This window comes from Subdoligranulum sp. DSM 23681, assembly GCF_057005535.1.
Genome location: NZ_CM168050.1, coordinates 889,742 through 914,999, shown reverse-complemented (window position 1 = coordinate 914,999; position 25,258 = coordinate 889,742). Strand labels below are relative to the sequence as shown.

Annotated in this window: 20 protein-coding genes and 3 tRNA genes; 13 read left to right on the top strand and 10 right to left on the bottom strand. The window is 62.2% G+C overall.

Annotated elements, in window-relative coordinates; all coding sequences use genetic code 11:
- The first annotated feature begins 128 nt into the window (after window positions 1–128).
- The 6 genes from AC127K_RS04340 (at window position 129) to AC127K_RS04315 (ending at window position 5,073) form a co-directional block, all read left to right on the top strand.
- The gene (locus AC127K_RS04340; RefSeq protein ID WP_483721716.1) at window positions 129–938 is read left to right on the top strand and encodes an HAD family hydrolase; all 810 of its coding nucleotides are present in this window, start codon (window positions 129–131) and stop codon (window positions 936–938) included.
- 3 nt (window positions 939–941) lie between these two features.
- The gene (locus AC127K_RS04335; protein ID WP_483721715.1) at window positions 942–1,472 is read left to right on the top strand and encodes a DNA-deoxyinosine glycosylase; all 531 of its coding nucleotides are present in this window, start codon (window positions 942–944) and stop codon (window positions 1,470–1,472) included.
- 97 nt (window positions 1,473–1,569) lie between these two features.
- On the top strand, window positions 1,570–2,193 hold the full coding sequence (locus AC127K_RS04330; RefSeq protein WP_294541458.1) for a 5-bromo-4-chloroindolyl phosphate hydrolysis family protein: 624 nt from the start codon (window positions 1,570–1,572) through the stop codon (window positions 2,191–2,193).
- A 62-nt stretch (window positions 2,194–2,255) separates the two neighbouring features.
- Window positions 2,256–3,440 carry a toxic anion resistance protein gene (locus AC127K_RS04325; protein ID WP_294541456.1) on the top strand — a complete coding sequence of 395 codons (1,185 nt, stop codon included), beginning with the start codon at window positions 2,256–2,258 and terminating at the stop codon, window positions 3,438–3,440.
- A gap of 24 nt (window positions 3,441–3,464) precedes the next feature.
- On the top strand, window positions 3,465–4,121 hold the full coding sequence (locus tag AC127K_RS04320) for a LemA family protein (protein ID WP_294541454.1): 657 nt from the start codon (window positions 3,465–3,467) through the stop codon (window positions 4,119–4,121).
- 16 nt (window positions 4,122–4,137) lie between these two features.
- Entirely contained in the window at window positions 4,138–5,073 is a 936-nt protein-coding gene (locus AC127K_RS04315) for a TPM domain-containing protein (RefSeq protein WP_483721714.1), read from the top strand.
- A gap of 132 nt (window positions 5,074–5,205) precedes the next feature.
- Here the strand turns inward: AC127K_RS04315 and AC127K_RS04310 are convergent, their stop codons facing one another.
- The 5 genes from AC127K_RS04310 to AC127K_RS04290 form a co-directional block, all read right to left on the bottom strand.
- On the bottom strand, window positions 5,206–6,852 hold the full coding sequence (locus tag AC127K_RS04310) for a CTP synthase (protein WP_294541449.1): 1,647 nt from the start codon (window positions 6,850–6,852) through the stop codon (window positions 5,206–5,208).
- 95 nt (window positions 6,853–6,947) lie between these two features.
- On the bottom strand, window positions 6,948–7,538 hold the full coding sequence (locus AC127K_RS04305; RefSeq protein WP_294541440.1) for an ANTAR domain-containing response regulator: 591 nt from the start codon (window positions 7,536–7,538) through the stop codon (window positions 6,948–6,950).
- A gap of 42 nt (window positions 7,539–7,580) precedes the next feature.
- On the bottom strand, window positions 7,581–8,891 hold the full coding sequence (locus tag AC127K_RS04300; protein WP_483721713.1) for a glutamine synthetase family protein: 1,311 nt from the start codon (window positions 8,889–8,891) through the stop codon (window positions 7,581–7,583).
- A 120-nt stretch (window positions 8,892–9,011) separates the two neighbouring features.
- Window positions 9,012–11,102 (bottom strand): glutamine synthetase III family protein, encoded by a 2,091-nt coding sequence (locus AC127K_RS04295; protein ID WP_483721712.1) that lies wholly within the window; start codon window positions 11,100–11,102, stop codon window positions 9,012–9,014.
- A gap of 254 nt (window positions 11,103–11,356) precedes the next feature.
- Window positions 11,357–13,693 carry a hypothetical protein gene (locus AC127K_RS04290; RefSeq protein WP_483721711.1) on the bottom strand — a complete coding sequence of 779 codons (2,337 nt, stop codon included), beginning with the start codon at window positions 13,691–13,693 and terminating at the stop codon, window positions 11,357–11,359.
- Window positions 13,694–13,837: 144 nt separating this feature from the next.
- Between AC127K_RS04290 and AC127K_RS04285 the strand changes: the two genes are divergently transcribed.
- Entirely contained in the window at window positions 13,838–14,332 is a 495-nt protein-coding gene (locus AC127K_RS04285) for a CYTH domain-containing protein (RefSeq protein ID WP_294541941.1), read from the top strand.
- Between the two features lie 84 nt (window positions 14,333–14,416).
- Here the strand turns inward: AC127K_RS04285 and AC127K_RS04280 are convergent, their stop codons facing one another.
- On the bottom strand, window positions 14,417–15,913 hold the full coding sequence (locus tag AC127K_RS04280; RefSeq protein ID WP_483721710.1) for a UDP-N-acetylmuramoyl-L-alanyl-D-glutamate--2,6-diaminopimelate ligase: 1,497 nt from the start codon (window positions 15,911–15,913) through the stop codon (window positions 14,417–14,419).
- A 7-nt stretch (window positions 15,914–15,920) separates the two neighbouring features.
- A complete protein-coding gene (gene asnB / locus AC127K_RS04275) occupies window positions 15,921–17,750 on the bottom strand; it encodes an asparagine synthase (glutamine-hydrolyzing) (protein WP_483721709.1) in 1,830 nt (609 codons plus the stop codon).
- Window positions 17,751–18,016: 266 nt separating this feature from the next.
- Between asnB (AC127K_RS04275) and AC127K_RS04270 the strand changes: the two genes are divergently transcribed.
- From AC127K_RS04270 to AC127K_RS04245, 6 genes are all read left to right on the top strand, one after another.
- Window positions 18,017–19,252: a carboxylate--amine ligase gene (locus AC127K_RS04270; RefSeq protein ID WP_294541946.1), complete on the top strand. Its 1,236-nt coding sequence runs from the start codon at window positions 18,017–18,019 to the stop codon at window positions 19,250–19,252.
- A 20-nt stretch (window positions 19,253–19,272) separates the two neighbouring features.
- Window positions 19,273–21,159 carry an asparagine synthase (glutamine-hydrolyzing) gene (gene asnB, locus AC127K_RS04265; RefSeq protein WP_294541948.1) on the top strand — a complete coding sequence of 629 codons (1,887 nt, stop codon included), beginning with the start codon at window positions 19,273–19,275 and terminating at the stop codon, window positions 21,157–21,159.
- Window positions 21,160–21,251: 92 nt separating this feature from the next.
- Window positions 21,252–21,325: transfer RNA gene (locus tag AC127K_RS04260), tRNA-Arg, on the top strand.
- A gap of 8 nt (window positions 21,326–21,333) precedes the next feature.
- Window positions 21,334–21,410 (top strand) — tRNA-His (locus AC127K_RS04255).
- Window positions 21,411–21,485: 75 nt separating this feature from the next.
- Window positions 21,486–21,560: transfer RNA gene (locus AC127K_RS04250), tRNA-Gln, on the top strand.
- A 140-nt stretch (window positions 21,561–21,700) separates the two neighbouring features.
- The gene (locus AC127K_RS04245) at window positions 21,701–21,859 is read left to right on the top strand and encodes a DUF1540 domain-containing protein (protein ID WP_483721708.1); all 159 of its coding nucleotides are present in this window, start codon (window positions 21,701–21,703) and stop codon (window positions 21,857–21,859) included.
- Between the two features lie 81 nt (window positions 21,860–21,940).
- On the opposite strand, the gene AC127K_RS04240 is transcribed toward AC127K_RS04245, so the two are convergent.
- The 3 genes from AC127K_RS04240 to AC127K_RS04230 are packed head-to-tail and all read right to left on the bottom strand — an operon-like array spanning window position 21,941 to window position 24,937.
- Window positions 21,941–23,239, bottom strand: coding sequence for a putative ABC transporter permease (locus tag AC127K_RS04240; RefSeq protein WP_483721707.1), 1,299 nt, complete (start codon window positions 23,237–23,239; stop codon window positions 21,941–21,943).
- A 43-nt stretch (window positions 23,240–23,282) separates the two neighbouring features.
- Window positions 23,283–24,281, bottom strand: a complete 999-nt coding sequence (locus AC127K_RS04235) for a D-2-hydroxyacid dehydrogenase (protein ID WP_483721705.1) — start codon at window positions 24,279–24,281, stop codon at window positions 23,283–23,285.
- Window positions 24,278–24,937 carry an epoxyqueuosine reductase QueH gene (locus tag AC127K_RS04230; RefSeq protein ID WP_483721704.1) on the bottom strand — a complete coding sequence of 220 codons (660 nt, stop codon included), beginning with the start codon at window positions 24,935–24,937 and terminating at the stop codon, window positions 24,278–24,280. Before AC127K_RS04230 ends, AC127K_RS04235 begins: the two co-directional genes overlap by 4 nt.
- Window positions 24,938–25,258 lie beyond the last annotated feature (321 nt).

Here is a 25,258-nt window from a genome sequence, read left to right as displayed (position 1 = left end):
GGTGTCTCCCTCCGCTCAACCGTTCTCTTGTCCAGCATATGCCCGCAGGGCGGATGCTAGACTTTGCGGGGACTTTTCCTGTATAATAGCCACATAGGTCACCGATGATAGAAGGGAAGGAAACCATTATGTCCTATCGTTTGTTTGTGCTGGATATCGACGGCACCCTGCGCCCCCGGGGCTGTACCTGCGTGCCCCGGACCACGGCCAAAGCCATCAAGGCGGTGCAGCGGGCGGGGGTCAGGGTGGCCATTGCCACCGGCCGGGGGTGGGCCAGCGTGCCCAAGGACCTGCTCAGCGGCATCCACCCGGATTACTGGATCTGCTCGGCGGGGGCCCATGTGCTGGATGCCAAAGGCACCCTGCTTTATGATACCCGCATGACCCCCGAACAGATGTATGCCCTGGTGGATTTCTGCGAAAATTACGAGTATCCTCTGCGGTTCATCTTTACCGACGGCAGCTATGCCTACCTGGGGTATGAGGAGTTCCGGGCGTGGGGGAAGACCCACCCCATCGGCATCGACCTGAAGGACGGGATGGACCAGGACCGGCACCTCCTCGACATGCCCTTCACCGCCTTTGCATGGCTGAACCGGGAAGCCGCACAGCGGTTCCAGGACAAGTACGGGTACCTGGGTCTGCGGTTCGTGTTTGACAAGGACGATGCCTGTGATGTGCTGCCGCCGGAGGTGGACAAGGGCCATGCCCTGACCGGCCTGCTGGAAAAGCTGGGCCTGCCCGCCGCCGACTGCGTGGCTGTGGGCGACGGGGACAATGACGTGGGCATGCTGCAGGCTGCCGGCCTGGGCGTGGCGGTGGAAACCGGCAGCGAGGCGGCCAAAGCCGCCGCCGACCGCCTGTGCCCCCCGGGGGACAAAGGCGGCCTGGAAGCCTTGTGCCGGGAACTGTGGCCCCATGCCTTTGAGGAGGGGTGAGCCGTGGCCGAGTATACCCGGGTGGGCCCGGGCCTGCCGCCCCTGCACGGAGAATACGCCCGGGTGCTGATCCTGGGCAGTTTTCCCAGCCCCAAGAGCCGGGAACAGGGGTTTTATTACGGCCATCCCCAGAACCGCTTCTGGCCGCTTATGGCGGCGCTGACCGGCAGTCCGGTGCCGCAGCATGATGACATTACGGCAAAAAAGCGGATTATTATACAAAACGGAATGGCTGTCTGGGACGTCATTCGCAGCTGCGAGATACGGGGCGCCTCGGACGCTTCCATCCGCAGCGTGGAGCCCAACGACCTGGCCGCCCTCATTGCAGAGCTGGGGGTGGAGCGGGTGGTCTGCAACGGCAGCACCTCCGCCAGACTCTACCGCAAGTACGCCCTGCCCCACACCGGGCTGGAAGGCATCGCCCTGCCCTCCACCAGTCCGGCCAACGCCTCCTTCCGTCTGGACCGGCTGCAGCAGGTCTGGGGCCAGGTCCTGGGGCCCTTCCTGCCCCGGCGGGGTGTGACCAAACTGTAAAAAAACCGAAAACTTTGCATGCACACGCCCGAATCAATTTGCATAGCGTGTGCCTTTGCATTATAATGAAGCTATCACCATCCTGGGAGGTACGCCCATGCGCAAGTGGGAAGAAATACGCCGCCGTCCGGTGCTGCCGCTGTATCTGGCGGCGCTGGTCTGGCCGGTGGCGGCCCTGATTCTGCCGGTCTATACCCTGTGGGGGCTGCTGGTCACGGCGGCGCTCAGTGCGGCGGTGGGACTGGCGGCGGGGCGGCTGTGCCCCACCCGGGTCATCCGGCGGGAAGTGCCCTTTTCCACCGGCAGCGAGGACACCGACGCCATGCTCCGCGGCATTTCCGATAACCTGGACGCTCTGGCCGGACTGAACCGGGCCATCCCGGACGCGGGACTTTCCCATCAGCTGGACCGGATGGAAAAAGCCGGTCGGGCCATCGTGGCCGAGATCGAACACGACCCCAAAAAGGCGCCCCAGGTGGACCGTTTTGCCCGTTACTACCTGCCTGAAGCCGTCAAGATTTTGTCGGCGTACGCCCGGATGCAGACGGTGCAGGGGGACAATGCGGTCCAGGTCCGGACCGAGGTCAACGATACCGCCGGCACCATCGCCCAGGCCTTTGAAAATCAGCTGGATGCCCTGTATTCGGCGGAGGCGCTGGATATCAGCACCGACATCGAGGTGCTGGAAGGCATCCTGAAAGGGCAGAATCTGACCCGCTGAAGGATACACAATCATCATTGTACCTGAAAATACCCGAGAATATGAGAAAGGATTGATTTTTTATGGCAGAAAAGACCACCCCGGAATTTGACCTGAACGCGCCCGCCGCACCCAGCCTGACCCTGGATGCTGCCCCGGCGGCGCCCAGCCTGACCCTGGACCCCGAAGCGGATGCCAAGGTGGTGGCCGAAGCCCAGAAAGCCGCACCGGTCAAGGTGGAGGACACCCCCCTGACCCCGGAAGAACAGCAGATGGTGGATGACTTCGCCAAGAAAATCGACATCACCAATTCCCAGATGGTGCTGCAGTACGGCGCAGCCAGCCAGAAAAAGCTCAGCGATTTTTCGGACACCGCTCTGTCCAAGGTCAAGACCAAGGATATGGGGGAGACCGGCCAGCTCATCACCGACCTGATCGGGGAACTGCAGGGCTTTGACGCGGCGGAGGAATCCAAGGGATTCTTCGGCTTCTTCAAGCGCCAGCAGGCCAACATCGCCAACCTCAAGACCAAGTACGAGAAGGCGGATGTGAACGTGGAGCGCATCAAGGCCAAGCTGGAAGACCACCAGGTCACCCTGATGAAGGACATCACCATGCTGGACAAGATGTACCAGCTGAATCTGGTCTACTTCAAGGAGCTGACCATGTACATCCTGGCCGGCCGCAAGAAGCTGGCGGATGTCCGGGCCAACGAGCTCAAGGCGGCCCAGGAAAAGGCCCAGCGCTCTCAGCTGCCGGAGGACGCCCAGGCGGCCCGGGATCTGGCCGATATGTGCGACCGCTTTGAAAAGAAACTCTATGACCTGGAACTGACCCGCAACATCTCCATCCAGATGGGCCCCCAGATCCGGCTGATCCAGTCCAATGACACCATGATGGCGGAAAAGATCCAGACCACCATCATCAACACCATCCCCCTGTGGAAGAACCAGATGGTGCTGGCCCTGGGCATGGCCCACAGCCAGCAGGCCATGCAGGCGGAGCGCGCCGTCACCGATGCCACCAACGAGCTGCTGCGCAAGAATGCCGCCACCCTCAAGCAGGGGACCATCGACATCGCCAAGGAGTCCGAGCGGGGCATTGTGGATCTGGAGACCCTGAAGCAGACCAACCAGGAGCTGATCTCCACCCTGGATGAGCTGAACAAGATCCGCGCCGACGGCAAGGCCAAGCGGGCGGCCGCCGAGGTGGAGCTGGGCCGCATCGAAGGGGAACTGCGGGCCAAGCTGCTGGAAATGAACAAGTAACGCCTTTTTCCAAAAGAGGATACCATGCAACTGCAACAACAGGAAACCTTTACCATTCAGGGCCCCCAGCTGGAAGTGCTGGGTCAGGCCGAGAGCAAACTGCCTGCCCCGGCACGGCGGGCGCCCACCGCTGCCCTGGTGCTGGTGGTGGCTGCCCTGGTGTCGGTGTTCGGCATCGGCGGGCTGAAACTGAAAGGAAGCTATGCCCGGGTGCAGGGGCTGTACACCACCGCCGCCAATGAGTACGGCGATGGCATCCAGACCGACCTGGCCGCCCAGGCCGACGCAGCCGCCAGCCTGATCCGGCTGGCCGGACGTATCCTGGGGGAGACGGAACCCACCGTTGCTCAGGCCAGCACCGCCCTGGACGGCTGGAACGCCGCCGAAGCGACCCCTGACGCCCAGTACCGGGCCAACCAGGCCCTGTATGCGGCGGTGGGGGACACCTACACCGCCGCCAGCCTGCAGGCCGACAGCGACCAGCGCAACCAGCTGGACGCCCTGTATGCGGAATTCACCTCCCGGCAGGCCCTGGTGGAGCGGGCGGCGGCCAACGACTATAACCCGGCGGCGGAAGCATACAACCGCACCACCGCCTCCTTCCCCGGCAATCTCATCGGCGGGCTGTGGGGCGTGGGCCGTGCGGAACTGTTTGCCCCCACCGATACCGCCAACGGCTGAAAGAGGGGAGATACCCATGAAACAATCCATCCTGCCCCGGGCCGTCGGGGTCCTGACGGCAGCGGCCCTGTGCACGGCCTGTGCGCTGCCGGTGCTGGCGGCGCCCCAGGCGGACCCGGACAAGGCCGTCATTGACAACGCGGATATCCTGTCCAAGGAGACCGAGACCTACGTCACCAACATCAGCACCGCCCTGCAGAACACCTGCGGCGCCCAGATCGGTGTATACACGGTGGATACCATCGGCAACTACACCATGGAAGGCTATACCTACGAGCTGGCCAACGAATGGGGCCTGGGCGACGCCGACAAGGACAACGGCATTGTGCTGCTGCTGGCGCCCGGGGAAGACAACTACCACGCCATGTGCGGTGCCGGTCTGGAGACCCAGTTCACCGTCCAGATGCTGCAGACCATCCTCAACGAGGATATGGAGCCCAACTGGGTCAACAAGGACTATGATGCCGGCACCCGCCAGACGGTGTACGCCATGGCCGAAAAGCTCTGCACCATCTACGGCCTGACCTTCGATCTGGACGACGCAGCGGCGGGAAGCATCCCGTCTGCCGGCACCGTGTCCGGCAGCGCCCCGGCGTCCCCGCCTCCCCAACGGGGCGGTGTCTCCTTCGGCGGTGTACTGGTTCTGGTGGCGGTGCTGGCCGTGGTCATCGTGCTGCTGGCCGTACCCCGCCGGTATTACGGCGGCCCCGGCGGATACCGCGGTCCCACCTTCATCTGGTTCGGCGGCTTTGGCCGTCCCCGGGGACCCCGCCCGCCTCGTCCGCCGCGGCCTCCCCGCCCGCCCAGACCGCCCCGCGGTCCCCGTGGTCCGGGTGGTTTCGGCGGCGGAGGCGGCTCCTTCCGCGGCGGCGGCGCCGGACGCATGGGAGGCGGCGGTTCCTTCCGGGCCGGCGGCGGCTCTTTCCGCGGCGGCGGTGCCGGACGGCGCTGAGCCCCCGGCCGTACAACGGACATAAAAACAACGCCCCCCTTCCCTTTGCCGTGCATCGGCGGGGAACGGGGGCGTTTTCATCAGGCAATCCAAAAGGGCGGGCCCTCTTTCCGGGGACCCGCCCTTTGACTTTTATTCGTGGACCATCTGGCTGTGCTCCATCTGGTTGCGCTCCTGCTGATTCTTCAGGGAAGCAGCGATGAAGCTCTTGAACAGGGGATGGGCGCGGTTGGGACGGCTCTTGAACTCGGGGTGGAACTGCACACCGATGTGGAAGTCGCGGTCCGGCAGCTCCACAGCCTCCACCAGGCGGCCGTCGGGGCTGGTACCGGCAATGACCAGGCCCTTTTCCTGCATGGCCTCGCGGTAATCGTTGTTGAACTCATAGCGATGGCGATGGCGCTCGTCGATCTCATGCTTGCCGTAGCTGGCATACATGTGGGTGCCTTCGGTCACCACGCAGGGGTACTTGCCCAGACGCATGGTGCCGCCCTTGGGGATGTTGCCCTGCTGGTCCGGCATCAGCGCAATGACATTGTGGGCGCCGTCGGGGGTGAACTCGCTGGAGTTGGCATCGGCGTAGCCCAGCACATTGCGGGCAAACTCCATGACCATGATCTGCATGCCCAGGCAGATGCCGAAATAGGGGATCTTCTGTTCCCGGGCGTACTGGGCAGCCTGGATCATGCCTTCAATGCCCCGGTCGCCGAAGCCGCCGGGCAGGATGATGCCGTCCACGTCGCACAGTTCCTCGGCGCAGCGCTGCTGGTCCACCAGCAGTTCGCTGTCCACCCAGCGGATGTCCACCTTGCTCTCGTTCTCAAAGCCCGCATGGTACAGGCTTTCCATCACGCTCAGGTAGGCGTCATGCAGCTTGACATACTTGCCCACCAGGGCGATGGTGCAGTTCTTGCTGCGGGTGGCAATGCGGGAGATCAGTTCCTTCCATTCGGTCAGATCGGAGGGCGGGGTGTCCAGATGCAGCTGGCGGGCCACCACGTTGGTCAGGCCGGCCGCTTCCAGCATCAGGGGGCACTCGTACAGGCTGGGCATGGTCAGGTTCTCGATGACGCAGTCGGGACGCACGTTGCAGAACATGCTGATCTTGCGCTTGATGTCGGAACCCACGCTGCCGTCGGCCCGCAACACGATCACGTTGGGGATAATGCCCATGCCCTGCAGTTCCTTGCAGGAGTGCTGGGCGGGCTTGGACTTGTATTCATTGGAGCCGGAAATGTAGGGCACCAGCACCACATGAATGTAGCAGCAGTTTTCCAGGCCCTGCTCCAGACCCACCTGCCGGATGGCTTCCAGGAAAGGCTGGCTCTCGATGTCGCCGGTGGTGCCGCCGATCTCGGTGATGACCACATCGGCCTCGGTGCTCTTGGCCAGGTTGTAGATATAGCTCTTGATCTCGTTGGTGATGTGGGGGATGATCTGCACCGTCTGGCCCAGGTACGCACCCTGGCGCTCCTTGTGCAGAACGTTCCAGTACACCTTGCCGGTGGTCAGGTTGGAATACTTGTTCAGATTCTCGTCGGTGAAACGTTCATAATGTCCCAGGTCCAGATCGGTCTCGGTGCCGTCGTCGGTCACAAAGACCTCACCGTGCTGCAGCGGGCTCATAGTGCCCGGGTCCACGTTGATATACGGGTCCAGCTTCTGGGAAGCAACCTTCAGCCCGCGGGTCTTGAGCAGACGTCCCAGGCTGGCCGCCGTGATGCCCTTGCCCAAACCAGAGACCACGCCGCCGGTGACGAATACATATTTCGTAGCCATTGTACATCCTCCACGTCAAGTAAAAACACATACATGATTATTATACACGGTCTTTATCTGGTTTGGCAAGGCATAAACACGAAAATGCGCAGAAATCACAAAATTTGGCCGTCGGTTCCGTCTTCGTTTTCTTCCAGGATCTCCCGGGCCACGTCGCCCCGGCTGCGGCGGGTGTCCATGGCCCGCTTTTCGATGAGGCGATGGGCGTCGGCCTCGGTGTAGCCCTTGTGCTCGATGAGGAAGCACTTGGCCCGGTCCACCAGCCGCAGCTGGGCGATCTTGTCGGCCAGACGGGCGTTTTCCGCCCGCAGCACGTCCAGACGATGGTAACAGCTGGCCGCGATCTGCATGGCCTGACGGAACTGCGGGCCGGAGAAGGGCTTGCCCAGCACCAGGACCCCCCGCTCCTGCAATTTGGCGCCGATCTGTTCGGCGTTGCCGCTCTTGACCAGGAACAGCACCCCGGCGTGGCTCTTTTCCACGGCGTGGAGCGCCAGTTCATGGCCGAACTCATCCGGCAGAGGCGCGTTGATGATAACGATCTCAAAATCTTTGTCGCTCAGACGGCGGCGCGCCTCGCCGCCGCTGGCTACTATGACCGGCCTTGTGTATCCCAGCTCGGCGGCATGCCGGGCCAGGTATTCATTGGCGTTGTTGCCGGCCGATGCGATCAATGCCAGACCCAATGCCGTTCCCTCCTTTCCTGCGTCTGCATGCGGTATACCGCATCACAGGACCAGGAAGCAGTGTTCCCGCTCCCAGGCGGCAGGGTCGTGTGCGGTCTCGCTGGCAATGCAGAGCTGGGTCTGGTATTCAAAATACTTGTTCATGACAGCCAGGGGCAGTTCCTTGGCGATGAAATCGCTCTGGGCCGCCACCGTGATGGCTTCCCGCAGGGTGCGGGGCAGGCTTTCCAGCCCGGCGGCGGCATCCTTGTGGAACAGGTTCCGGTTGACCGGCGCCGGCAGAGGCAGTTCCCGCTCAATGCCGTCCAGTCCGGCGGCCAGGATCAGGCCGATGACCAGGTACGGGTTGCAGGCGGGATCGGGGCTGCGCAGTTCCAGGCGGCAGAACTCCCCGTTGGCCGAAGGCAGCCGCACCAGCTGGCTCCGGTTCTGGCGGCTCCAGCTGATGTAGCGGGGGGCTTCGCAGGAACCGAACCGGTTGTAGCTGTTGGGCACCGGGTTGCAGAAGGCGGTCAGCTCCCGGGCGTGGGCCAGGATGCCTGCGATGAAGTGTCCGGCTTCGCTGTCGGGGGCGATATCCCCCGCAAACAGGTTGCGGCCGTCCCGGGTCAGGGAAAGGTTCACATGCATGCCGCTGCCGGCCTGGTCGGCCAGGGGCTTGGGCATGAAGGAGGCAAACAGGCCGTTGCTGCCCGCAATGGCCTTGATGGTGCTTTTCAGGGTGTTCACGTTGTCGGCGGTGCGCAGCGGTGCGCTGTACAGGAAGTCGATCTCATTCTGGCCGTGGCCGCTCTCGTGGTGGCTGTGCTGGGGCTGCAGGCCCATGTCCTCCATGGCAAAGCAGATCTCCCGGCGGATGTTCTCCCCCTTGTCCAGGGGCGCCATATCAAAGTAGCCGCCGTGGTCCATGGGAATGCGGGTGGGGTTGCCGTGTTCATCGGTCTCAAAAAGGTAGAACTCACACTCGCAGCCCACGGTGCAGGAAAGCCCCTTGGCCTGGATGCGCTTGGCCACCGACTGCAGATATCCCCGGCAGTTGCCCTCAAAGGGTTTGCCGTCGGGCAGGGTGATGTCGCAGTACATGCGCATGACCCTGCCTTCCGCCGGACGCCAGGGCAAAATGGTCATGGTGTCCGGGTCGGGCCACAGGATCAGGTCGCTCTCCTCGGTGTTCATGAAGCCGGCAATGGAACTGCCGTCAAAGCAGATGCCGTATTCAAACACCCGGGGCAGCTCACTGGAATAGACCGAGATGTTTTTCTGATTGCCGAAAATGTCGCAGAATGCCAGGCGAACAAACTTGACGTCGTTGTCCTCCACATAATTCAGGATGTCCTGCGCGGTGTGTTTCATACAAAATACCTCCGGGTGGGTCGTGCCCCTAAACTCGAAAGGCCCGCCGATGGGGGCGGGCCTTTCGAGCTGGTGTAAGAAATTAGAAAAGGGAAAAGCGAAAATTCAGCGGCGGCCCGATTATTCGGTGTAGAACAGCAGGCGGCTGTAGCACGGCAGAGGCCAGTACTCTTCGTCGCACAGTTCTTCGGTCACATCGGCGGCAGCGCGCAGGCGGGCCATGGCGGGCAGGACCTTGTCATGGAAGGCATGAGCCTTGGCGGCCTCGTCCTCCATAGCGCTCACTTCGTCGGTCACAGCCTTCAGTTCATCGGCCGCATCGGACATCTCGTCCGTATACTTGGACAGCACGGTCAGCAGCTTGGTCTCCGCATGGGTGGAGATGCTCTCGGACACAGAGGTCTTGGCAGCTGCGGTGCCGGCCACGTCGCCCATGTAGCTGGTGGCGGCGGGGATCAGCTGTTTGTTGGCGATCTTCAGCATGGTGCGGGCTTCGATGTTGATGACCTTGCTGTAATGCTCCATCTCCACCTCGTAGCGGGAGAGCATCTCGGTCTTGGTCAGAACGCCGAACTCTTCCATCAGTTCGATGTTCTTGGGATCCTTCAGGGCGATCATCGCATCGGGGGTGCACTTGCGGTTGGGCAGGCCACGGCGCTTGGCCTCTTCCTCCCAGGCAGCGGAGTAGCCGTTGCCGTTGAAGATGACCCGGCGGTGGTCGTTCAGGGTCTGCTTGACCCAGGCCGCCGCGGCGCATTCAAAGTCGGCAGCGTCCTCGGTGGCGGCGCAGAATTCCTTCAGTTCCTTGGCCACGGCGGTGTTCAGGATGAAGTTCGCGTCGGACAGGTTCTCAGCGGAACCGGGCATACGGAACTCAAACTTGTTGCCGGTGAAGGCGAAGGGAGAGGTACGGTTGCGGTCGGTGGTGTCCTTGCTGAACTTGGGCAGGACATCCACGCCCAGGTCCATCTTCATCTTGACGGGGCCGGCGTAGGGAGAATCAGAGCAGATGGCGTCGATGACGGCTTCCAGCTCTTCGCCCACGAAGATGGAGATGATGGCCGGCGGGGCCTCGTTGGCGCCCAGACGATGGTCGTTGCCCGGGGTGGCAACCGCGGTGCGCAGCAGGTCGGCGTATTCGTCAACCGCCTTGACCACCGCCGCCAGGAAGACCATGAACTGCAGGTTTTCCATGGGGGTGTCGCCGGGATCCAGCAGGTTTTCGTCCTTGGTGCCCAGGGACCAGTTGTTGTGCTTGCCGCTGCCGTTCACGCCCTCAAAAGGCTTCTCGTGCAGCAGGCAGACCAGACCATGCTTGGAGGCGATCTTCTTCATCATCTCCATGGTCAGCAGGTTGTGGTCGATGGCAACGTTGGTGGTATCGTAGATGGGGGCCAGCTCATGCTGAGCGGGGGCCACCTCGTTGTGCTTGGTCTTGGCGGGGATGCCCAGCTTCCACAGTTCCTCGTCCAGTTCCTTCATGAACTCGGAGACCACGGGGCGGATCACGCCGAAGTAATGCTCTTCCAGTTCCTGGCCCTTGGAGGGAGCGGAACCGAACAGGGTGCGGCCGGTCAGGACCAGGTCCAGACGCTTGTCATAGTCTTCCTTGCGGATGAGGAAGTACTCCTGCTCCGGGCCCACGGTGGTGGCAACCCGGTCCACGTCCTTGCCGAAGAGCTTCAGCACGCGGCAGGCCTGATCGGAGATGGCCTGCATGGAGCGCAGCAGGGGGGTCTTCTTGTCCAGCGCCTCGCCGGTGTAGGAGCAGAAGGCGGTGGGGATGCACAGAACGTCATCCTTCACAAAAGCGTAGCTGGTGGGGTCCCAGGCGGTGTAGCCGCGGGCCTCGGCGGTGGCGCGCAGGCCGCCGGAGGGGAAGGAGGAAGCATCCGGCTCGCCCTTGATCAGTTCCTTGCCGGAAAATTCCATGATGGCGGTGCCGTCCGGCTGGGGGCTGACAAAGCCGTCGTGCTTTTCACTGGTGATGCCGGTCAGGGGCTGGAACCAGTGGGTGTAATGGGTGGCGCCCTTTTCAATGGCCCAGCGCTTCATGACGCTGGCCACAACGTTGGCCACATCCAAGTCCAGGGGCTGGCCCTTTTCGATGGTGGCCTTCAGGCTCTTGTAAGTCGAGCTGGGCAGACGCTCACGCATTTCATGTTCGTTGAAGACTTTGCTGCCGTAGATTTCCATAACGGTTGCTGCCATACTTCTTTTACTCCTTTACCATGCAGATTGTTGCCCCACCCCGGGACAAAAGCATGAAAAAAGGCACTGCGAAAGAATTTCGCAGCGCCCTTGCTGTATGCCATTATTATACGAGTCCGCCGCCCAAAATGCAACTGGCGGTTTGAACAAATCACAAACCGCCCTCGCGGTGGAAAACGGACGTTTTGGTCAGAATCCTTGTCAACCCGCACAAAACAAGAAAACATTTCTTGTATGAAACGCCCGGACGGGTGTCAAACGGCGACGGGTTTGCGGCGTTTGCGCAGGCCCACAAAAACGGTGGCGGCAATACCTGCCAGACTGACAAGGTCGGCGGCGCGCCAGAACCAGAAGCCCACGAACCGCACGGTGACGGTGCCGCTGTACCCGGCGGGCAGCAGCACGATGAGGTAGCCGTCCTGGCGGCTGAGCTGGGCCGTGCCGGCGGTGTCGGTGAGTTCGTAGCCCGGATAGGCGAACAACGGCACCACCACGGTGGACTGGGTATCGTTGGTGTTGGTGGCGGTGAAGGATACATTCAGCTGGCCGCGGTAGTAGGATTCAGCCTCCACGCCCTCGTCAAAATAGAAGTTGGTGTCGTTGAACTGGGCGGGGGTCAGGTCATCCGAAAGATCATAGGGCAGGTACTCGCCCCCCGCCAGCTGGGACTCCTTCAGCGGGCTGGCCACACCCATGGCGCCCAGGCTAATGTAGGTGGTCACCACGCTGTTGGCGCAGCTGTCGTACATCTGGTACCCGGCGGGGATCAGGGTCAGCAGCACCAGGGCCAGGGCGGCCTGTTTGGCCAGATCCCGGCGCTTGCTCCACAAAAGGGTCAGGGCCCCCGCCGCGCACAGGGTCAGCAGCAGGCTGGCCGGACTCAGGAACCGCCAGGCGAACTGCAGCTTGCCCAGCAGGGAAGAGAGGGCCTTGAGCACCGGGTTCTGGCTCAGGAAGATGTCATACCAGGGGAAGACATCGCTGGCCATCCAGACGCACAGGGCGCCGAAGCCGAAAGCCCACAGGCTGATGCGCAGCACCTTGCGGTTGGACTGGCGCACGGCAGGGTCCAGCAGGACCGCCACCAGCAGCAGGGCGCCCAGGCCCAGGGCGATACCCAGGGTCAGGGTCATCTCTCCGTCCATGCCCAGGGCCAGGGACTGGGAGGTGCCGGTGCCCTTGCCGAAGACCATGAACATCTGCCCCAGCATGACGGCGGTGTCCCGCAGGTAGGAGGCGTCGTACCGGCCGCTGATGCGGCAGACCCCCTGCACCATGTACTGGGCCAGGGGAACCAGGAACCACAGGTTCCACACCACGGCCAGACCGGCGGCCTTGCACAGGGCGGGCAGCACCGGGCGGCGGAAGGTGCGCTTGGCGTACAAAATACAGAAGATGGCGGTGAGGAAGCCGGTCATGACGCTGGTCAGCAGATGGGTCTGCAGCAGTCCCGTAAAGCCGATGGCCAGGGGCAGCCAGCACCAGGGGCGGGCTTTCTCGCCGGGTTTCTGGCGGTAGATCAGCCACAGTCCGTACACCACCAGCGGCAGGAAGACCATGGCGGAATATTCGCCCATGGAAGCCCGCACGTACACGTTGGTCAGCCGGTAGGGCGCCAGCAGATAGAGCGCCGTGCCGGCCAGGGCCACCGTCTCATTGCTGAACATGCGGCGCAGCACAAACCGGGTGACCAGGGCGGTGGCCAGGGTGATGGCCGCCACATACAGCTTGTACACCGTCTGCAGGCTGAAACCCACAATGCGCAGGAACGCCGCCGGATACAAAAGCAGGTCGGCGTACATCAGGCTGAAAGGATAGCCCTTGCCGTCCACCAGGTCGGGGTTCATCCGCACCGGGAACTGTCCGGCCAGCAACCCGGCCTTCAGCCCCTCAATGCGGGACAGATGCACCGTCAGGTCGTGGCCGTAGATGATGTAGCCCAGCCCCAGGGGCAGACAGGCCACCGCCACCAGCACCAGGGTGGCCAGCATGCTGTACCGGGATTCCAGGGTGCGCCAGGGCAGCGCCACCCGGCGGGTCACCACCAGCAGGATCCAGTCGATGGCCGCAAACAGCACCAGTACGGTGAGGAAATGCACATAGGCAAAGGAGTGGGTGGGGATGATCTGCACCCCGGTGATGAAGGTCACCTGGCCTTCGCCGCAGTCGGAATAAAACTGCATCTGGGCCACATCGCAGCCGTGTTCCATCCACAGGGTAAAGACGGAAGAACTGCGCCCCGGGGGCAGGCTGGCCACGTCGTACTGGGCGGTGGGCATGACCTCGTCCAGGAACCGCACCGTGCCGGTGCCGCCGTTGTTGGCGTAGGTCACCACCACCTGGTAGCTGCCCGGTTCAATGTCCAGCCAGCGGGTGGTGGCAAACTGGCCCACATAGTTCTCCACCTGGGTGCCCCGGGAATCATTCACCGCCTCCTCGGCGTAAGGAATGATCAGGTCGGGGGTCACGTTGATGGCTGTGCCCGCCCCGAAATCCGAGACGAACCGCCCCAGCAGAAAAACCACCTCGGCGGCCAACAGCAGCAGGAACCACAGGTTCCTGCGGGTACAGAAACGTTTCAAATGCTGCATGAAAAAACTCTCTTTTCTTGATGTCGTTTTGCGGCATGCCGCAGCTTTCTACCATTATACGCGCTTGCCGGGACCGGCGCAAGCGTGGTATACTGTTCCCGGCGGCTGCGCCGCCCCAATTTCACAAAAAGGCAGGGAACAGGGATGGAGATCGAGCGCAAATGGATGGTGACTGGCTGGCCCCGGGGGCTGGAACCGGTGCGGGTGCAGCAGATGGACCAGGGCTATATCAGCGTGCGGCCCACCGTGCGCATCCGGCGGGAAGCGGTGCAGGGCGGCCCCACAGCCCTGGTGCTCTGCTTCAAGGGCGCGCCCGACCCCACCGGCATGAGCCGCCAGGAGATCGAGACCGAGATCGATGCCGATCTCTTTGCCAAGCTGGAAGCCCTCATCGGCAAGCCGCTGATCAAAAAGGAGCGCCGGGACTACGCCCTGTCCGGCGGGCTGCGGCTGGAAGTGAACGAGGTGGACCCCGGCCTGCCGGGGCATTTCCTGTACGCCGAGGTGGAATACCCCGACGAGGAGACCGCCCGCCGCTGGACCCCGGCGGATGCGGGGCTGGCGGACTACCTCACCGACGAGGTCACCGGCCGGAAAGGTGCCAGCATGGGGGAGTACTGGGAGCAGACCCGGGGCTGAACTCTTTATTTAGGAATCAGACAAAACAAACCGGCGCGGAGAAGGCCAAGCTGCTTTCTCCGCGCCGGTTTTACTTTTGTGTGCTCAGTCGATGCCCTTTTCGGCGGCGTATTCCTCAATGAGCTCCCGCTCCAGGAAGGGGGTCTTGACGCCCTCCCGGTCCCGGTAGGCTTCGTGGCCCTTGCCGATGACCGCGATCAGGTCGCCCTCCTCGGCGTGGTCGATGGCGTAGTGCAGGGCGTCCAGCCGGTCGGGGATCTCCACATAGGGCACGTCGGGGTTGCCCTTGGCGATGCCCTCCTTGATGTCGGCGATGATGTCCTCCACCTTCTCAAACCGGTTGTTGTCCTCGGTGAGGATGAGGAAATCGGCCATCCTGGAGCAGACTTCCCCCATGCCGTACCGGCGCAGTTTGCTCCGGTTGCCGCCGCAGCCGAACACCACCACCATCCGGTGGGGATTGTAGGCTTTCAGGGTCTCCATCAGGCTCTCGGTGGCGGCTTCGTTGTGGGCGTAGTCGATGAGGATGGTGAAATGGTGGCTGATGGGCACCAGCTCCACCCGGCCCTTGACCACCGTGTCCCGCAGGCCCTGGTGGATGGGCTCGTCGGCCAGACCCAGCGCCTTGCCCACCCCGATGGTGGCCAGAGCGTTGTAGATGCTGAACCGTCCCGGCATGCCCACCTGCACGTCCAGGGTATGGCCGTCCGGCTCAGTGAGGGTGAATTCCACCCCCAGCATGGTCTTGTTGCGCAGCAGGCGGTATTCCTGGCTGGCGCGGTAATCGGCGGGCTTGTCGATGCCGTAGGTGATGAGCTCGCAGGTGTGGCCTTCCAGCAATGCCTGGGTGTTCTCGTCGTCGGCGTTCACCACGCCGATGTCGCACCGCTGGAACAGCTGGCCCTTCCAGCTGCGGTATTCCTCAAAGCTGGCATGCTCGCCCGGGCCGATGTGGTCGGGGTACAGGTTGGTGAACACCCCCACCCGGTAGTGGATGCCCGCCACCCGGTCCATCATCAGACCCTGGCTGGACACTTCCATCACGCAGGCGGCGCACCCCGCGTCGGCCAGCTGGCGCAGGATCTTCTGCAGCTCGTAGCTTTCGGGGGTGGTGTTGTTCAGGTCGTAGTGGTGGCCGGGATAGTACACCCCGTTGGTGCCGATCATGCCGGTCTTGTGTCCGGCGGCGGTCAGCACCGACCGGATCATGTGGGTGGTGGTGGTCTTGCCCTTGGTGCCGGTCACCCCGATCATGGTCATCTCGTCGGCGGGATGGCCGAAATAAGCGGCGGACAGCATGGCCATGGCGTAGCGGGTGTTGTCAAATTTCAGCACCGTCACATTGGGCATGCTTTCCAGCACACCGGGGGCCAGATCATGCTGGATCACCAGCACGGCGGCACCTTTTTCCACCACATCGGCGGCGTAGTCGTGGCTGTCACGCTGGGTGCCCACGATGCAGACGAACAGTCCCCCCGGGGTCACCTTGCGCGAATCATAGAAGATGTCGGCCACTTCGACATGCAGGGTGCCCTGTACCACCTGGTAGCGCAGCCCTTTCAGCAGTTGTTTGAGCAGCATCGGCCCTTCACCTCTTTACAAAATATTCGTCGTACCAGACAAGGAAGATAAACACACACCACAGCTGACGCCAGTTGTCCCGCTTGCCGCTGAGATGCTGGTCCAGCATGCGGTTCAGTTCCTTGGTGTTGAAGAATTGTTCCGCCGCCGGGGTGGCAAAGGCCTCCCGCAGGATGGCGGCGTACTTTTCCTCCCGCAGCCAGGCCCGCACCGGAACGGGGAAGCCCAGCTTTTTCTTGTCCGCCGTCTTGGCCGGAATGGTCATCTCGGCGGCGCCCCGCATGGCGATCTTGGTCTGCTGGGCGTTGACCTTGCATTTGGTGGGGATGCGGCAGGCCAGATCGAACACCCGGCGGTCCAGGAACGGCACCCGCAGTTCCAGGGAGTTGGCCATGCTCATCTTGTCGGCCTTGAGCAGAATGTCTCCCACCATCCACAGGTTCAGGTCACAGTATTCCATCCGGGTCACCGGGTCCTGGCCCTTGGTCATCTCAAAGAAGGGGCGGGAGATGTCGGTGGGCTTGCAGTTGCCGGTGTAATGCTTCATCAGCTTGCGCTTGCGGCGCTCGCCCATCAGGTTGGTGTTGCCGATATACCGCTCTTCCAGCGGACGGCCCCGGCGCACCAGGAAGTTGATGCCCGGTACCGGGGGCAGCAGGTTGGCCACCGCGCCCACGCTGCGGCGCAGCCACAGGGGCAGATGGTCGTACCAGCTCACGGTGAAAGGCTCTTTGTAGATGTTGTATCCGCCGAAGAATTCGTCCGCGCCCTCGCCGGACAGGCAGACCTTGACCTGCTTGGCGGCTTCCCGGTTGACGAAGTAGAGCGCCACGCTGGCGGCATCGGCCAGGGGTTCATCCATGTGGTACTGGATGCGGCCCAGGTTGGCCCAGTACTCCTCGGGGGTGATGCGGTAGGCGTAGTTCTTGACCCCGATATGCTTGGAAAACTCGGTGGCATAATCGGTCTCGTCGTACTGCTTGTTGGCAAAGCCCACGGTGAAGGTCTTATCCACCTTGGCCAGGGCGGCCATATAGCTGGAGTCCACGCCGGAGGACAGGAAGCTGCCCACCTCCACGTCGGCGATCTTGTGGGCGGTCACGCTCTCCTGCATGGCGTCGCTGATGGCCTTCTCCCACTCCTGCAGGGTGGGTTCGTCGTCGGGCCTGAACTCGGGGCGCCAGTACCGCTGCACCGTCACCTGGCCGTCCTTCCATTCCAGCCAGTGGGCGGGCATCAGCTTCTTGACCCCCTTGAAGAAGGTGTTCTCCCCCGGTGAGAACTGGTAGGACAGGTACAGGGAGAGCTGGTCCTCGTTGAGCTCCTTGTGGAAGCCCGGATGGGCCAGAAAGCTCTTGATCTCGCTGCCGAAGAGCAGCTCCCCCTCCTCGTTCTGATAGTAGTACAGGGGCTTGATGCCGAAATGGTCCCGGGCCAGCAGCAGGGTCTTTTCCCGCCGGTCCCACAAAGCGAAGGTGAACATGCCCCGCAGCCGGTCCAGCATCCCCTTGCCCCACTGCTCGTAACCGTGGAGCAGCACCTCGGTGTCCGACCGGGTGGCAAAGGTGTGGCCGGCGGCCCGCAGTTCCTCGGTCAGGGACTGGAAGTTGTAGATCTCGCCGTTAAACACCACAACAAGGTTTTCATCCTCGTTGTACATGGGCTGGCGGCCGCCCTCCAGGTCGATGATGGAAAGCCGCCGCTGCCCCAACGCCGCCGGACCTTCCAGGAACTGGCCCTGGCCGTCCGGTCCGCGGTGGGCGATCAGGTCCATCATGGCCTGCAACACTTCGCGCGCGTCATCCCGCGCGCCCACAAATCCAACGATTCCGCACATATACTTTCCCTTTCCTTGGGGTGCCGTTTGATTTTCGATACCCTATATTATACACACATGCCCCCGAAAAGAAAAGCCCGAACGCCCCAAAAGAATGTAAAAGTATGGTGTGAGCCCGGGCCGGGGGTGATACCTTTGGACGCTGCAGCGCATACTGTAAGGGCGGGCGGTTCCTGTTTTCCGGGTATACGGAGATTGACAAGGACACCGCTTTGGACGTAAAATAAGCAGGAATATACCATCTGTATGAACAAAGAGGCTTTCCTATGCTGAAATTTCAACCTGTACTGCTGGGCAGCGACGCCAACGTCTACGGCATGGCCCGCAGTTTTTATACCCAATACGGGGTCGTCAGCGACGCTGTCTGCAAGGGGGTCCTGGTGGCCTGCCGCAACACCCGCCTGGTGCGCATCGCCGTGTGTGAGCCGGACCTGGAAAACGACGAGGTCTTTGTGCGCACCCTGGTGGACTACGCCAAGGCCCACGATTACAAAAACTGCCCGCTGCTGCTGGTCTCCTGCGCCGACGGCTACACCATCCTCATGGCCCGTCACCGCCAGGAACTGGCGCCCTATTTCCATTTTGCCTGCCCGGAACTGCAAACCGTGCTGGATCTTGACATAAAAGACAACTTTTACAAAGCCTGTGCCGCACACGGGCTTTCTTACCCGAAAACGGCCACCTGCACCGCGCAGAACTACAAAAACGCCGAATTTCCCTTCGATTTCCCGGTCATCATCAAGGCCAGCAACTCCCCGGCCTACTGGAACTGCTCCTTCCCCCACAAAAAGAAGGTGTTCCTGGCCCATGATCGGGCGGAGTACGACGCCATCACCGCGGCCATCTACGGCAGCTCCTACCAGGACGACCTGATCCTGCAGGAGTACATCCCCGGGGATGACAACTGCATGCGGGTGCTCAACGCCTACTGCGGTCTGGACGGCAAGGTCCACCTGATGGCCCTGGGCCGCCCCCTGCTGGAGGAGCAGACCCCCGAGGGCATCGGCAACTACGCGGCCATCCTCTCCTCCCCGGAGATCAACGACCCCGCCCTGCTGGAACGGATGCGCGCCTTCCTGGAAGATGTGGGCTGGGTGGGCTACGCCAACTTTGATATGAAGTACGACGCCCGTACCGGGGAGTATAAACTCTTCGAGATGAACCCCCGCCAGGGCCGTTCCAGCTACTTTGTCACCGCAGCCGGCTACAACCTGGCCCGCTGGCTGGTGGAGGACGTGCTGGAAGGCAAGGACACCGGCTTCACCATCGCCGACACCGAAAGCCTGTGGATGATCGCCCCCTACGGCGTCATCCGCAAGTATCTGAAAGACGAAAAACTCCTGGCCACTGCCGCCCGACTGAAAAAGCAGGGCCGCAGCGCCCACCAGCTCTACTGCAAGGAGGACCGCAGCCTCAACCGGGGGCTGTGGTACCTGCGCAGCCAGCTGAACTACTACCGAAAGACCGCCCGCTATTACGGCAACAAGGGTCTGACCGACTGACACAGAGGAGGATAACATCCATGTGTGGTATCACCGGCTTTGCCGAACGCAAACATAACGCCGAGACCGCCCGGGCCACCGTGAAGGCCATGGCGGACCTGATCACCTACCGCGGCCCCGACGGGGAAGGGTATTATGTGGACGACCAGGTGGCCCTGGGCCACCGCCGCCTGTCCATCATCGACCTGGAGGGCGGTCGCCAGCCCATGTACAACGAGGACGAGAGCCTGGTGGTCATCTTCAACGGCGAGATCTACAATTTCCAGACCCTGCGCGCCGACCTGGAAGCCGCGGGCCATACCTTCAAGACCCACTCGGACACCGAAGTCCTGCTCCACGGCTACGAGCAGTGGGGCAAAGACCTGCCCGCCAAGCTGCGGGGCATGTTCACCTTTGTGATCTGGGACCGCAAGAACAAGACCATGTTCGGCGCCCGGGACATCTTCGGCATCAAGCCTTTCTATTACTATAATGTGGATGGTCTGTTCCTCTTCGGCAGTGAGATCAAGAGCTTCCTGGCCCATCCCGGCTTCAGGAAACAGCTGAACGAAAAGCGGCTGCCCGAATACCTGAGCATCGAATACATCCCCAACGAGGAGACCATGTTCGTGGATGTGTTCAAGCTGCCCGGTGCCCATATGTTCACCTGGCAGGACGGGAACCTGACCATCGAGCGGTACTATGACATCCGCTACCACATCGACGAGACCAAGACCCAGGAGGACTGGGAGAAGAAGATCACCGAAACTTTTGCCGAGAGCGTGGCGGCCCACCAGATCGCCGACGTGGAGGTGGGCTGCTTCCTCTCCTCCGGCGTGGATTCCAGCTTTGTGGTCAACGAGGTGGCCAAGGGGACTCCCCATGTGAAGAGCTTCTCGGTGGGGTATGCGGAGGAAAAATACTCCGAGCTGCCCTACGCCCAGGCCTTCAGCAAGGAGATCGGAGTGCCCAGCATCGCCAACAAGGTGGACGCCGACCAGTTCTTTGATGCCAACCGGGTGATCCAGTGGTATCTGGACGAACCCATGCCCAACCCGGCGGAGGTGCCGCTGTACTTCCTGGCTCAGAACGCCCGCAAGTATGTGAAGGTGGTGCTTTCCGGCGAGGGCGCCGACGAACTCTTCGGCGGCTATCCCATGTACTGTCAGGCTGTCCACTTTGAGGATTACAGCCGCAAGGTGCCCGGAGCGGTGCGCCGCTTCCTCTCCCACACCGCGGCCAGACTGCCCCACTTCAAGGGCCAGCACTTCCTGGTCCGGGGCGGCCGTCAGCCCTGGGAGCGGTATATGCGGGCCAACTATGTGTTTGAGTCCCCGGCGGAGCGGGACCGTTACCTGAAAAAGAACTACGGCAACCCCGCCCCCGAGACCTTCTTCAAACCCTACTTTGACAAGGTCCAGGGCCTGGACGAACCCACCCAGCTGCAGTGGGTGGATATGCACACCTGGATGCTGTACGACATCCTGCTCAAGGCCGACCGGATGAGCATGGCCAACTCCCTGGAACTGCGGGTGCCTTTCCTGGACCGGGAGATGCTGGAAGTGGCCCTGAGCATTCCCCGCCGCTACCGCTGCGACAAGGAACATACCAAGATCGCTCTGCGGGGGGCGGCCCTCAAGCAGCTACCCGAAAGCGTGGCCCAGCGCAAAAAGCTGGGCTTCCCGGTGCCGCTGAACGACTGGCTCAGACAGGACAAATACTACAACATGGTGCGGGAAAAATTCACCGGTCCGGTGGCGGAGCAGTTCTTCAACGTGCCGGAAATCTGCACCTTGCTGGATGACCACAAGGCCGGCCGCGCCAAAAACATGACCAAGATCTGGAGCATCTACTCCTTCATTCTGTGGTATGAGCTGTATTTCGTGAACAGCGCCCCGCCGGCGGGGGTATATTCCGCAAAAGTTTGATGTTTTTTACAGCAGGGGCTTGACTTTTCAGGTTGCGTATGGTATATTAACAAACGCAGCTTGTTCCCGTACAAGGGGGTCAAGAACCATGCGCGCCCGTAGCTCAGCTGGATAGAGCAACTGCCTTCTAAGCAGTGGGCCGGGGGTTCGAGTCCCTTCGGGCGCATATGTATGGTGCCTATGGCGCAGTTGGTTAGCGCGCCAGATTGTGGCTCTGGAGGCCGAGGGTTCGAATCCCTCTAGGCACCCCACCAAAGACCGCACAGTCCTTAAAAAGCTGCGCGGTCTTTTTTCTTAGGATTTCGGCGGCCCCGGCCGCCTGTTGCTGGGCCGTAGCCAAGTGGTAAGGCAGCGGACTTTGACTCCGCCATTCGTGAGTTCGAACCTCGCCGGCCCAACCAAACACGCCCCCGTCACACGGACGGGGGCGTGTTTTTTTGCCCGGGCATGTTTAATCAGCCGTGGGGCGGGGCATACTTCCAGTGCAGGGCGGCAAACGCCGTCCCCCAAAAAGCTTTGCCTTGAAAGGAAGGTGACTCCCATGGAAAACCGCGGTGTTTTCTGCGATGTGGACGCCTGCGCCCACAACATCGACTGCCAGAAATGTGACCTGAGCCAGATCAAGATCACCCACCACTCCGACAACTCCTCCTCCGGCGTGGATACCCCGCACTTCTGCCAGAGCTACGAACAGAAGTAACTGATCGGCACGACCGTGCAAAACGGCCCTTCCGGGAAAAGGATTCTTCCCGGAAGGGTCGTTTTTTTGTCTTTTGAAAGATCAGCCGGTGTGCACGAACTTGGGATAAATGCGTTCCATCCGGGCGTTGTCAAAGTGTTCGTCCAGATACACGGCCAGCTGGCTGTCGGCAGGTTTGCCCTCGATGCGGGCGGTGTAGCGGGAGAGGGCCGCCGAACTCACCGCCATGTTCACGCACATGAACACCACCAGGCACCAGGTCAGCACGGTGCCCAGCCGGCGGGGCAGCTTTTCAATACCTGCGGACAGGGGAGGGTAAAAGATCTTGAACCAGGCCACCGCCGCAAAGCCCCAGAAGAAGCAGTACAGCAGGTTGATGCGTCCGCCCAGGTTGAAGGGGATCTTGCTGTAATCCCAGAACACGGCGCCGAAGACGATCTCGGTAAAGACGCTGCACAGGTATTCATAGGCGCCGCCCAGCAGGGTGCCGGCCACAAACAGCCAGCTGGCGCTCTTGTCCTTGTAGCGGTAGAGCAGCAGGGTGACCAGGGCGATGGCCAGCCCCCACACGATGGAGAAGGGGCCCCACACCAGGCTGGACCGGCTCATCCACACCCCGGCGGTGATGCGGCAGAAGATGGTTTCAGCCACATCCCCCAGGAAGGCACCGATGACAAAAAGCAGGAACAGCTTGTAGAAGCTGCAGCCCTCGGCAAAGACGGTGCTCTTTTCCCGCTTGGGGCGCACAAAGTTGGCCTGGGGGTAGGCCTTGGCCATACGGCGCTCGGTGCAGCCCAGCACCCACATGCCCAGGTTCAGGGTGATGGCGGCCAGACGGTTGTGCACCTCCTGCGCCCGGGAAAAGCGGTACCGGATGCCCGCCAGGGTCAGCACGGTGCCGATGCCGTCCAGGGCCAGCAGCACCAGCAGCACCCAGATCAGGATCTGTCCGGCCAGGGTGGGGAGCAGGGCAAAAAGGTCCAGCAGCAGGGGCGCCGCCCATTTGACGGTGACCACACCCAGCACGCCCCAGAAGACCGAGGCCGTCAGGCAGATGTAGCCGTCCAGGTTGAACTTCCGGTCGGAGTAGTCCCACCAGCGGGCGTCGGTGAACCGTTCCAGAATGTGTCCGCCGACCCATTCCACCGCCGTGGCAATGACGGCGCTGAACAGGAAGAGGAAGAACCAGCTGTCCATGGCCAGTTCCCGCAGGCCTACGGTGATGATGCTGCCCGCCACGCCGTAGATCAGGCACAGGGGCCCGCCCAGCACGCCACGGTCCTGGTAACGGCGGCGGCGCACGGCGGTAAACAGGACCTCAGCCAGCCAGCCGAGGAAGGAATAGCAGAAAAAGAGCCAGACCAGATTGAAGAATGTCATACAAGGAACCTCTCGGTTTTAAGAAGGGAGGGGCGGATGGGGCTCAGTCGTCGGGTTCGCAGCGCAGCCGCTGTCCGGCGGTGTCCTCGCTCACATAGTGGGTGCGGCGGGACATCTGGTTGTCCAGGGGCTCGCCGTTGAGATAGTGGCGCAGGTTGCGGGCAAAGATGTCCACAATGTTGTCCAGGGTGCGGGGCAGGCTGAACCGCCCCGAAATGTGGGGAGTGATGAGCACGTTGGGCTGCTTCCACAGGGGATGGTCGGCGGGCAGGGGCTCCGGATCGGTCACGTCCAGGGCCGCGCCGAACAGATGCCCGCTGCGCAGGGCTTCGGTCAGGGCGTCGGTGTCCACCGCCGTGCCCCGGCCTACGTTCATCAGGATGGCCCCCGGCTTCATCCGGGCAATGCGGGCGGCGTCAAACAGATGAACGGTCTCGTCGGTCCCGGGCAGGCTCAGGGCCACCAGATCGGCCTGGGGCAGCTCGGCGTCCAGGTCCTCCTGGCCCACCACCCGCTCGCAGTAGGCGGGGCAGGTGTGGGGGGCATGGCGGCGCACCCCCACCACCCGGGCACCCATGGCATGGGCCCGACGGGCAAAGCTGGAACCGATGTCCCCCAGCCCCACACACAACACCCGGGACCCATCCACGCTGCGCACCGGCCGCTCAATGGCAGCCCACTCACAGCGGTTCTGCCGGTCCCGGTACAAAAACAGGTCTTTGCACAGCCCCAGCCACATACCCAGCATCCACTCGCTGATGGCCAGACCATAGGCGCCGGTGGCGTTGGTCACATAGCAGCCTTCTGGCAGCACACCCGGCTCCAGGTAGGGGTCCGGCCCCGCAAAGTTGCTCTGGAACCATTCCAGATGGTCATTCCTGCGGATGATCTCCACCGGCACGTTGCCCATGATCACATCCGCCCACAGAATGTCCTCTTCCGAAGGCTGGGGAGTGATCTGCATTTCGGTGCCCGGGGCGGCCCGGTGCAGCCGGTCACACTGTTCTTCGTTCAGGGGCAATGCCACCAGAATCCGTTTCATGTTTCTGCCTCCTTCCGGCGGGCCGCCTCCTGGCGTTCCCGCTCCTGTTTGCTGAAGATGCACCCGCAGTAGTCCTGCCGGTACAATCCGTATTCACTGCTCAGGGTCAGGCTGCGCTTGTAGCCGTCCTTCTTGCGGAACTCGCTCTGCAGGTACCGCACCCCGTATTGTTCCGCCAGCCGGGTGCCGATGGTGTTCAGCCGCACCGGGTCCTTCATGGGGGAGATGGACAGGGTGGTGGTGAACCACTCAAAGTTGTGTTCCGCAGCGTAGCGGGCGGCCTGCTCCAGCCGCAGCCGGTAACACACGGTGCAGCGCTCTCCCTTCTCCGGTTCGTTTTCCAGCCCGCGCACCGCGGTGTAGAACTCCTGGGGGTCATAGGGCAGGCGCACCACCGTGATGCCCCGCCCCGCGTAGCCGGCGTCCTGCACGAACCGGTCCAGCTCATCCGCACGGCGGTGGTATTCCTCCGGCGGGGCAATGTTGGGGTTGTAATAAAGGATGGTCACCGCGAAGGCGTCGGCCAGACGCTCCAGGGTGGCGCTGGAACAGGGTGCGCAGCAGGCGTGGAGCAGCAGCCGGGGGCGGCGGCCTTCGGCCTTCAGGGCGCGGATGGTCTTTTCCATTTCCAGCTCATAGTTGATGCGGTTGGGCATAGGCGTTCTCTTTTCTGTATTTGTTCATAGAGTTTTTGAAGTTCTTTCGTAATTTCTTGAAAGAACCATCACTTTTTTGTCACATATTCCGGGTATTCTGTAAGTGTTCCCAAAAGGAACATCCGGGAACAGGGACCCGGATCCAAAGTCCGCTGGGAAGCAGACAAACTTTTTCATCCACTCCTCTTTCTCTTTTCTTCTTTTCGGGAACGGCGTGTCGGAACAGGGACCGACACGCCGTTTTGTGTCGCAAAAGGCCCCCGGCAGTCTGCCGGGGGCCTGCTTTTTTGTCCCGAAGCGGGCCGGAGGCTGTCTGCCGTG

Coding starts and splice junctions, on each gene's coding strand:
- AC127K_RS04340 (WP_483721716.1), top strand. CDS start 129: ATGTCCTATCGTTTGTTTGTGCTGGATATCGACGGCACCCTGCGCCCC.
- AC127K_RS04330 (WP_294541458.1), top strand. CDS start 1,570: ATGCGCAAGTGGGAAGAAATACGCCGCCGTCCGGTGCTGCCGCTGTAT.
- AC127K_RS04325 (WP_294541456.1), top strand. CDS start 2,256: ATGGCAGAAAAGACCACCCCGGAATTTGACCTGAACGCGCCCGCCGCA.
- AC127K_RS04320 (WP_294541454.1), top strand. CDS start 3,465: ATGCAACTGCAACAACAGGAAACCTTTACCATTCAGGGCCCCCAGCTG.
- AC127K_RS04315 (WP_483721714.1), top strand. CDS start 4,138: ATGAAACAATCCATCCTGCCCCGGGCCGTCGGGGTCCTGACGGCAGCG.
- AC127K_RS04310 (WP_294541449.1), bottom strand. CDS start 6,852: ATGGCTACGAAATATGTATTCGTCACCGGCGGCGTGGTCTCTGGTTTG.
- AC127K_RS04300 (WP_483721713.1), bottom strand. CDS start 8,891: ATGAAACACACCGCGCAGGACATCCTGAATTATGTGGAGGACAACGAC.
- AC127K_RS04295 (WP_483721712.1), bottom strand. CDS start 11,102: ATGGCAGCAACCGTTATGGAAATCTACGGCAGCAAAGTCTTCAACGAA.
- AC127K_RS04290 (WP_483721711.1), bottom strand. CDS start 13,693: ATGCAGCATTTGAAACGTTTCTGTACCCGCAGGAACCTGTGGTTCCTG.
- AC127K_RS04285 (WP_294541941.1), top strand. CDS start 13,838: ATGGAGATCGAGCGCAAATGGATGGTGACTGGCTGGCCCCGGGGGCTG.
- AC127K_RS04280 (WP_483721710.1), bottom strand. CDS start 15,913: ATGCTGCTCAAACAACTGCTGAAAGGGCTGCGCTACCAGGTGGTACAG.
- asnB (WP_483721709.1), bottom strand. CDS start 17,750: ATGTGCGGAATCGTTGGATTTGTGGGCGCGCGGGATGACGCGCGCGAA.
- AC127K_RS04270 (WP_294541946.1), top strand. CDS start 18,017: ATGCTGAAATTTCAACCTGTACTGCTGGGCAGCGACGCCAACGTCTAC.
- asnB (WP_294541948.1), top strand. CDS start 19,273: ATGTGTGGTATCACCGGCTTTGCCGAACGCAAACATAACGCCGAGACC.
- AC127K_RS04245 (WP_483721708.1), top strand. CDS start 21,701: ATGGAAAACCGCGGTGTTTTCTGCGATGTGGACGCCTGCGCCCACAAC.
- AC127K_RS04240 (WP_483721707.1), bottom strand. CDS start 23,239: ATGACATTCTTCAATCTGGTCTGGCTCTTTTTCTGCTATTCCTTCCTC.
- AC127K_RS04235 (WP_483721705.1), bottom strand. CDS start 24,281: ATGAAACGGATTCTGGTGGCATTGCCCCTGAACGAAGAACAGTGTGAC.
- AC127K_RS04230 (WP_483721704.1), bottom strand. CDS start 24,937: ATGCCCAACCGCATCAACTATGAGCTGGAAATGGAAAAGACCATCCGC.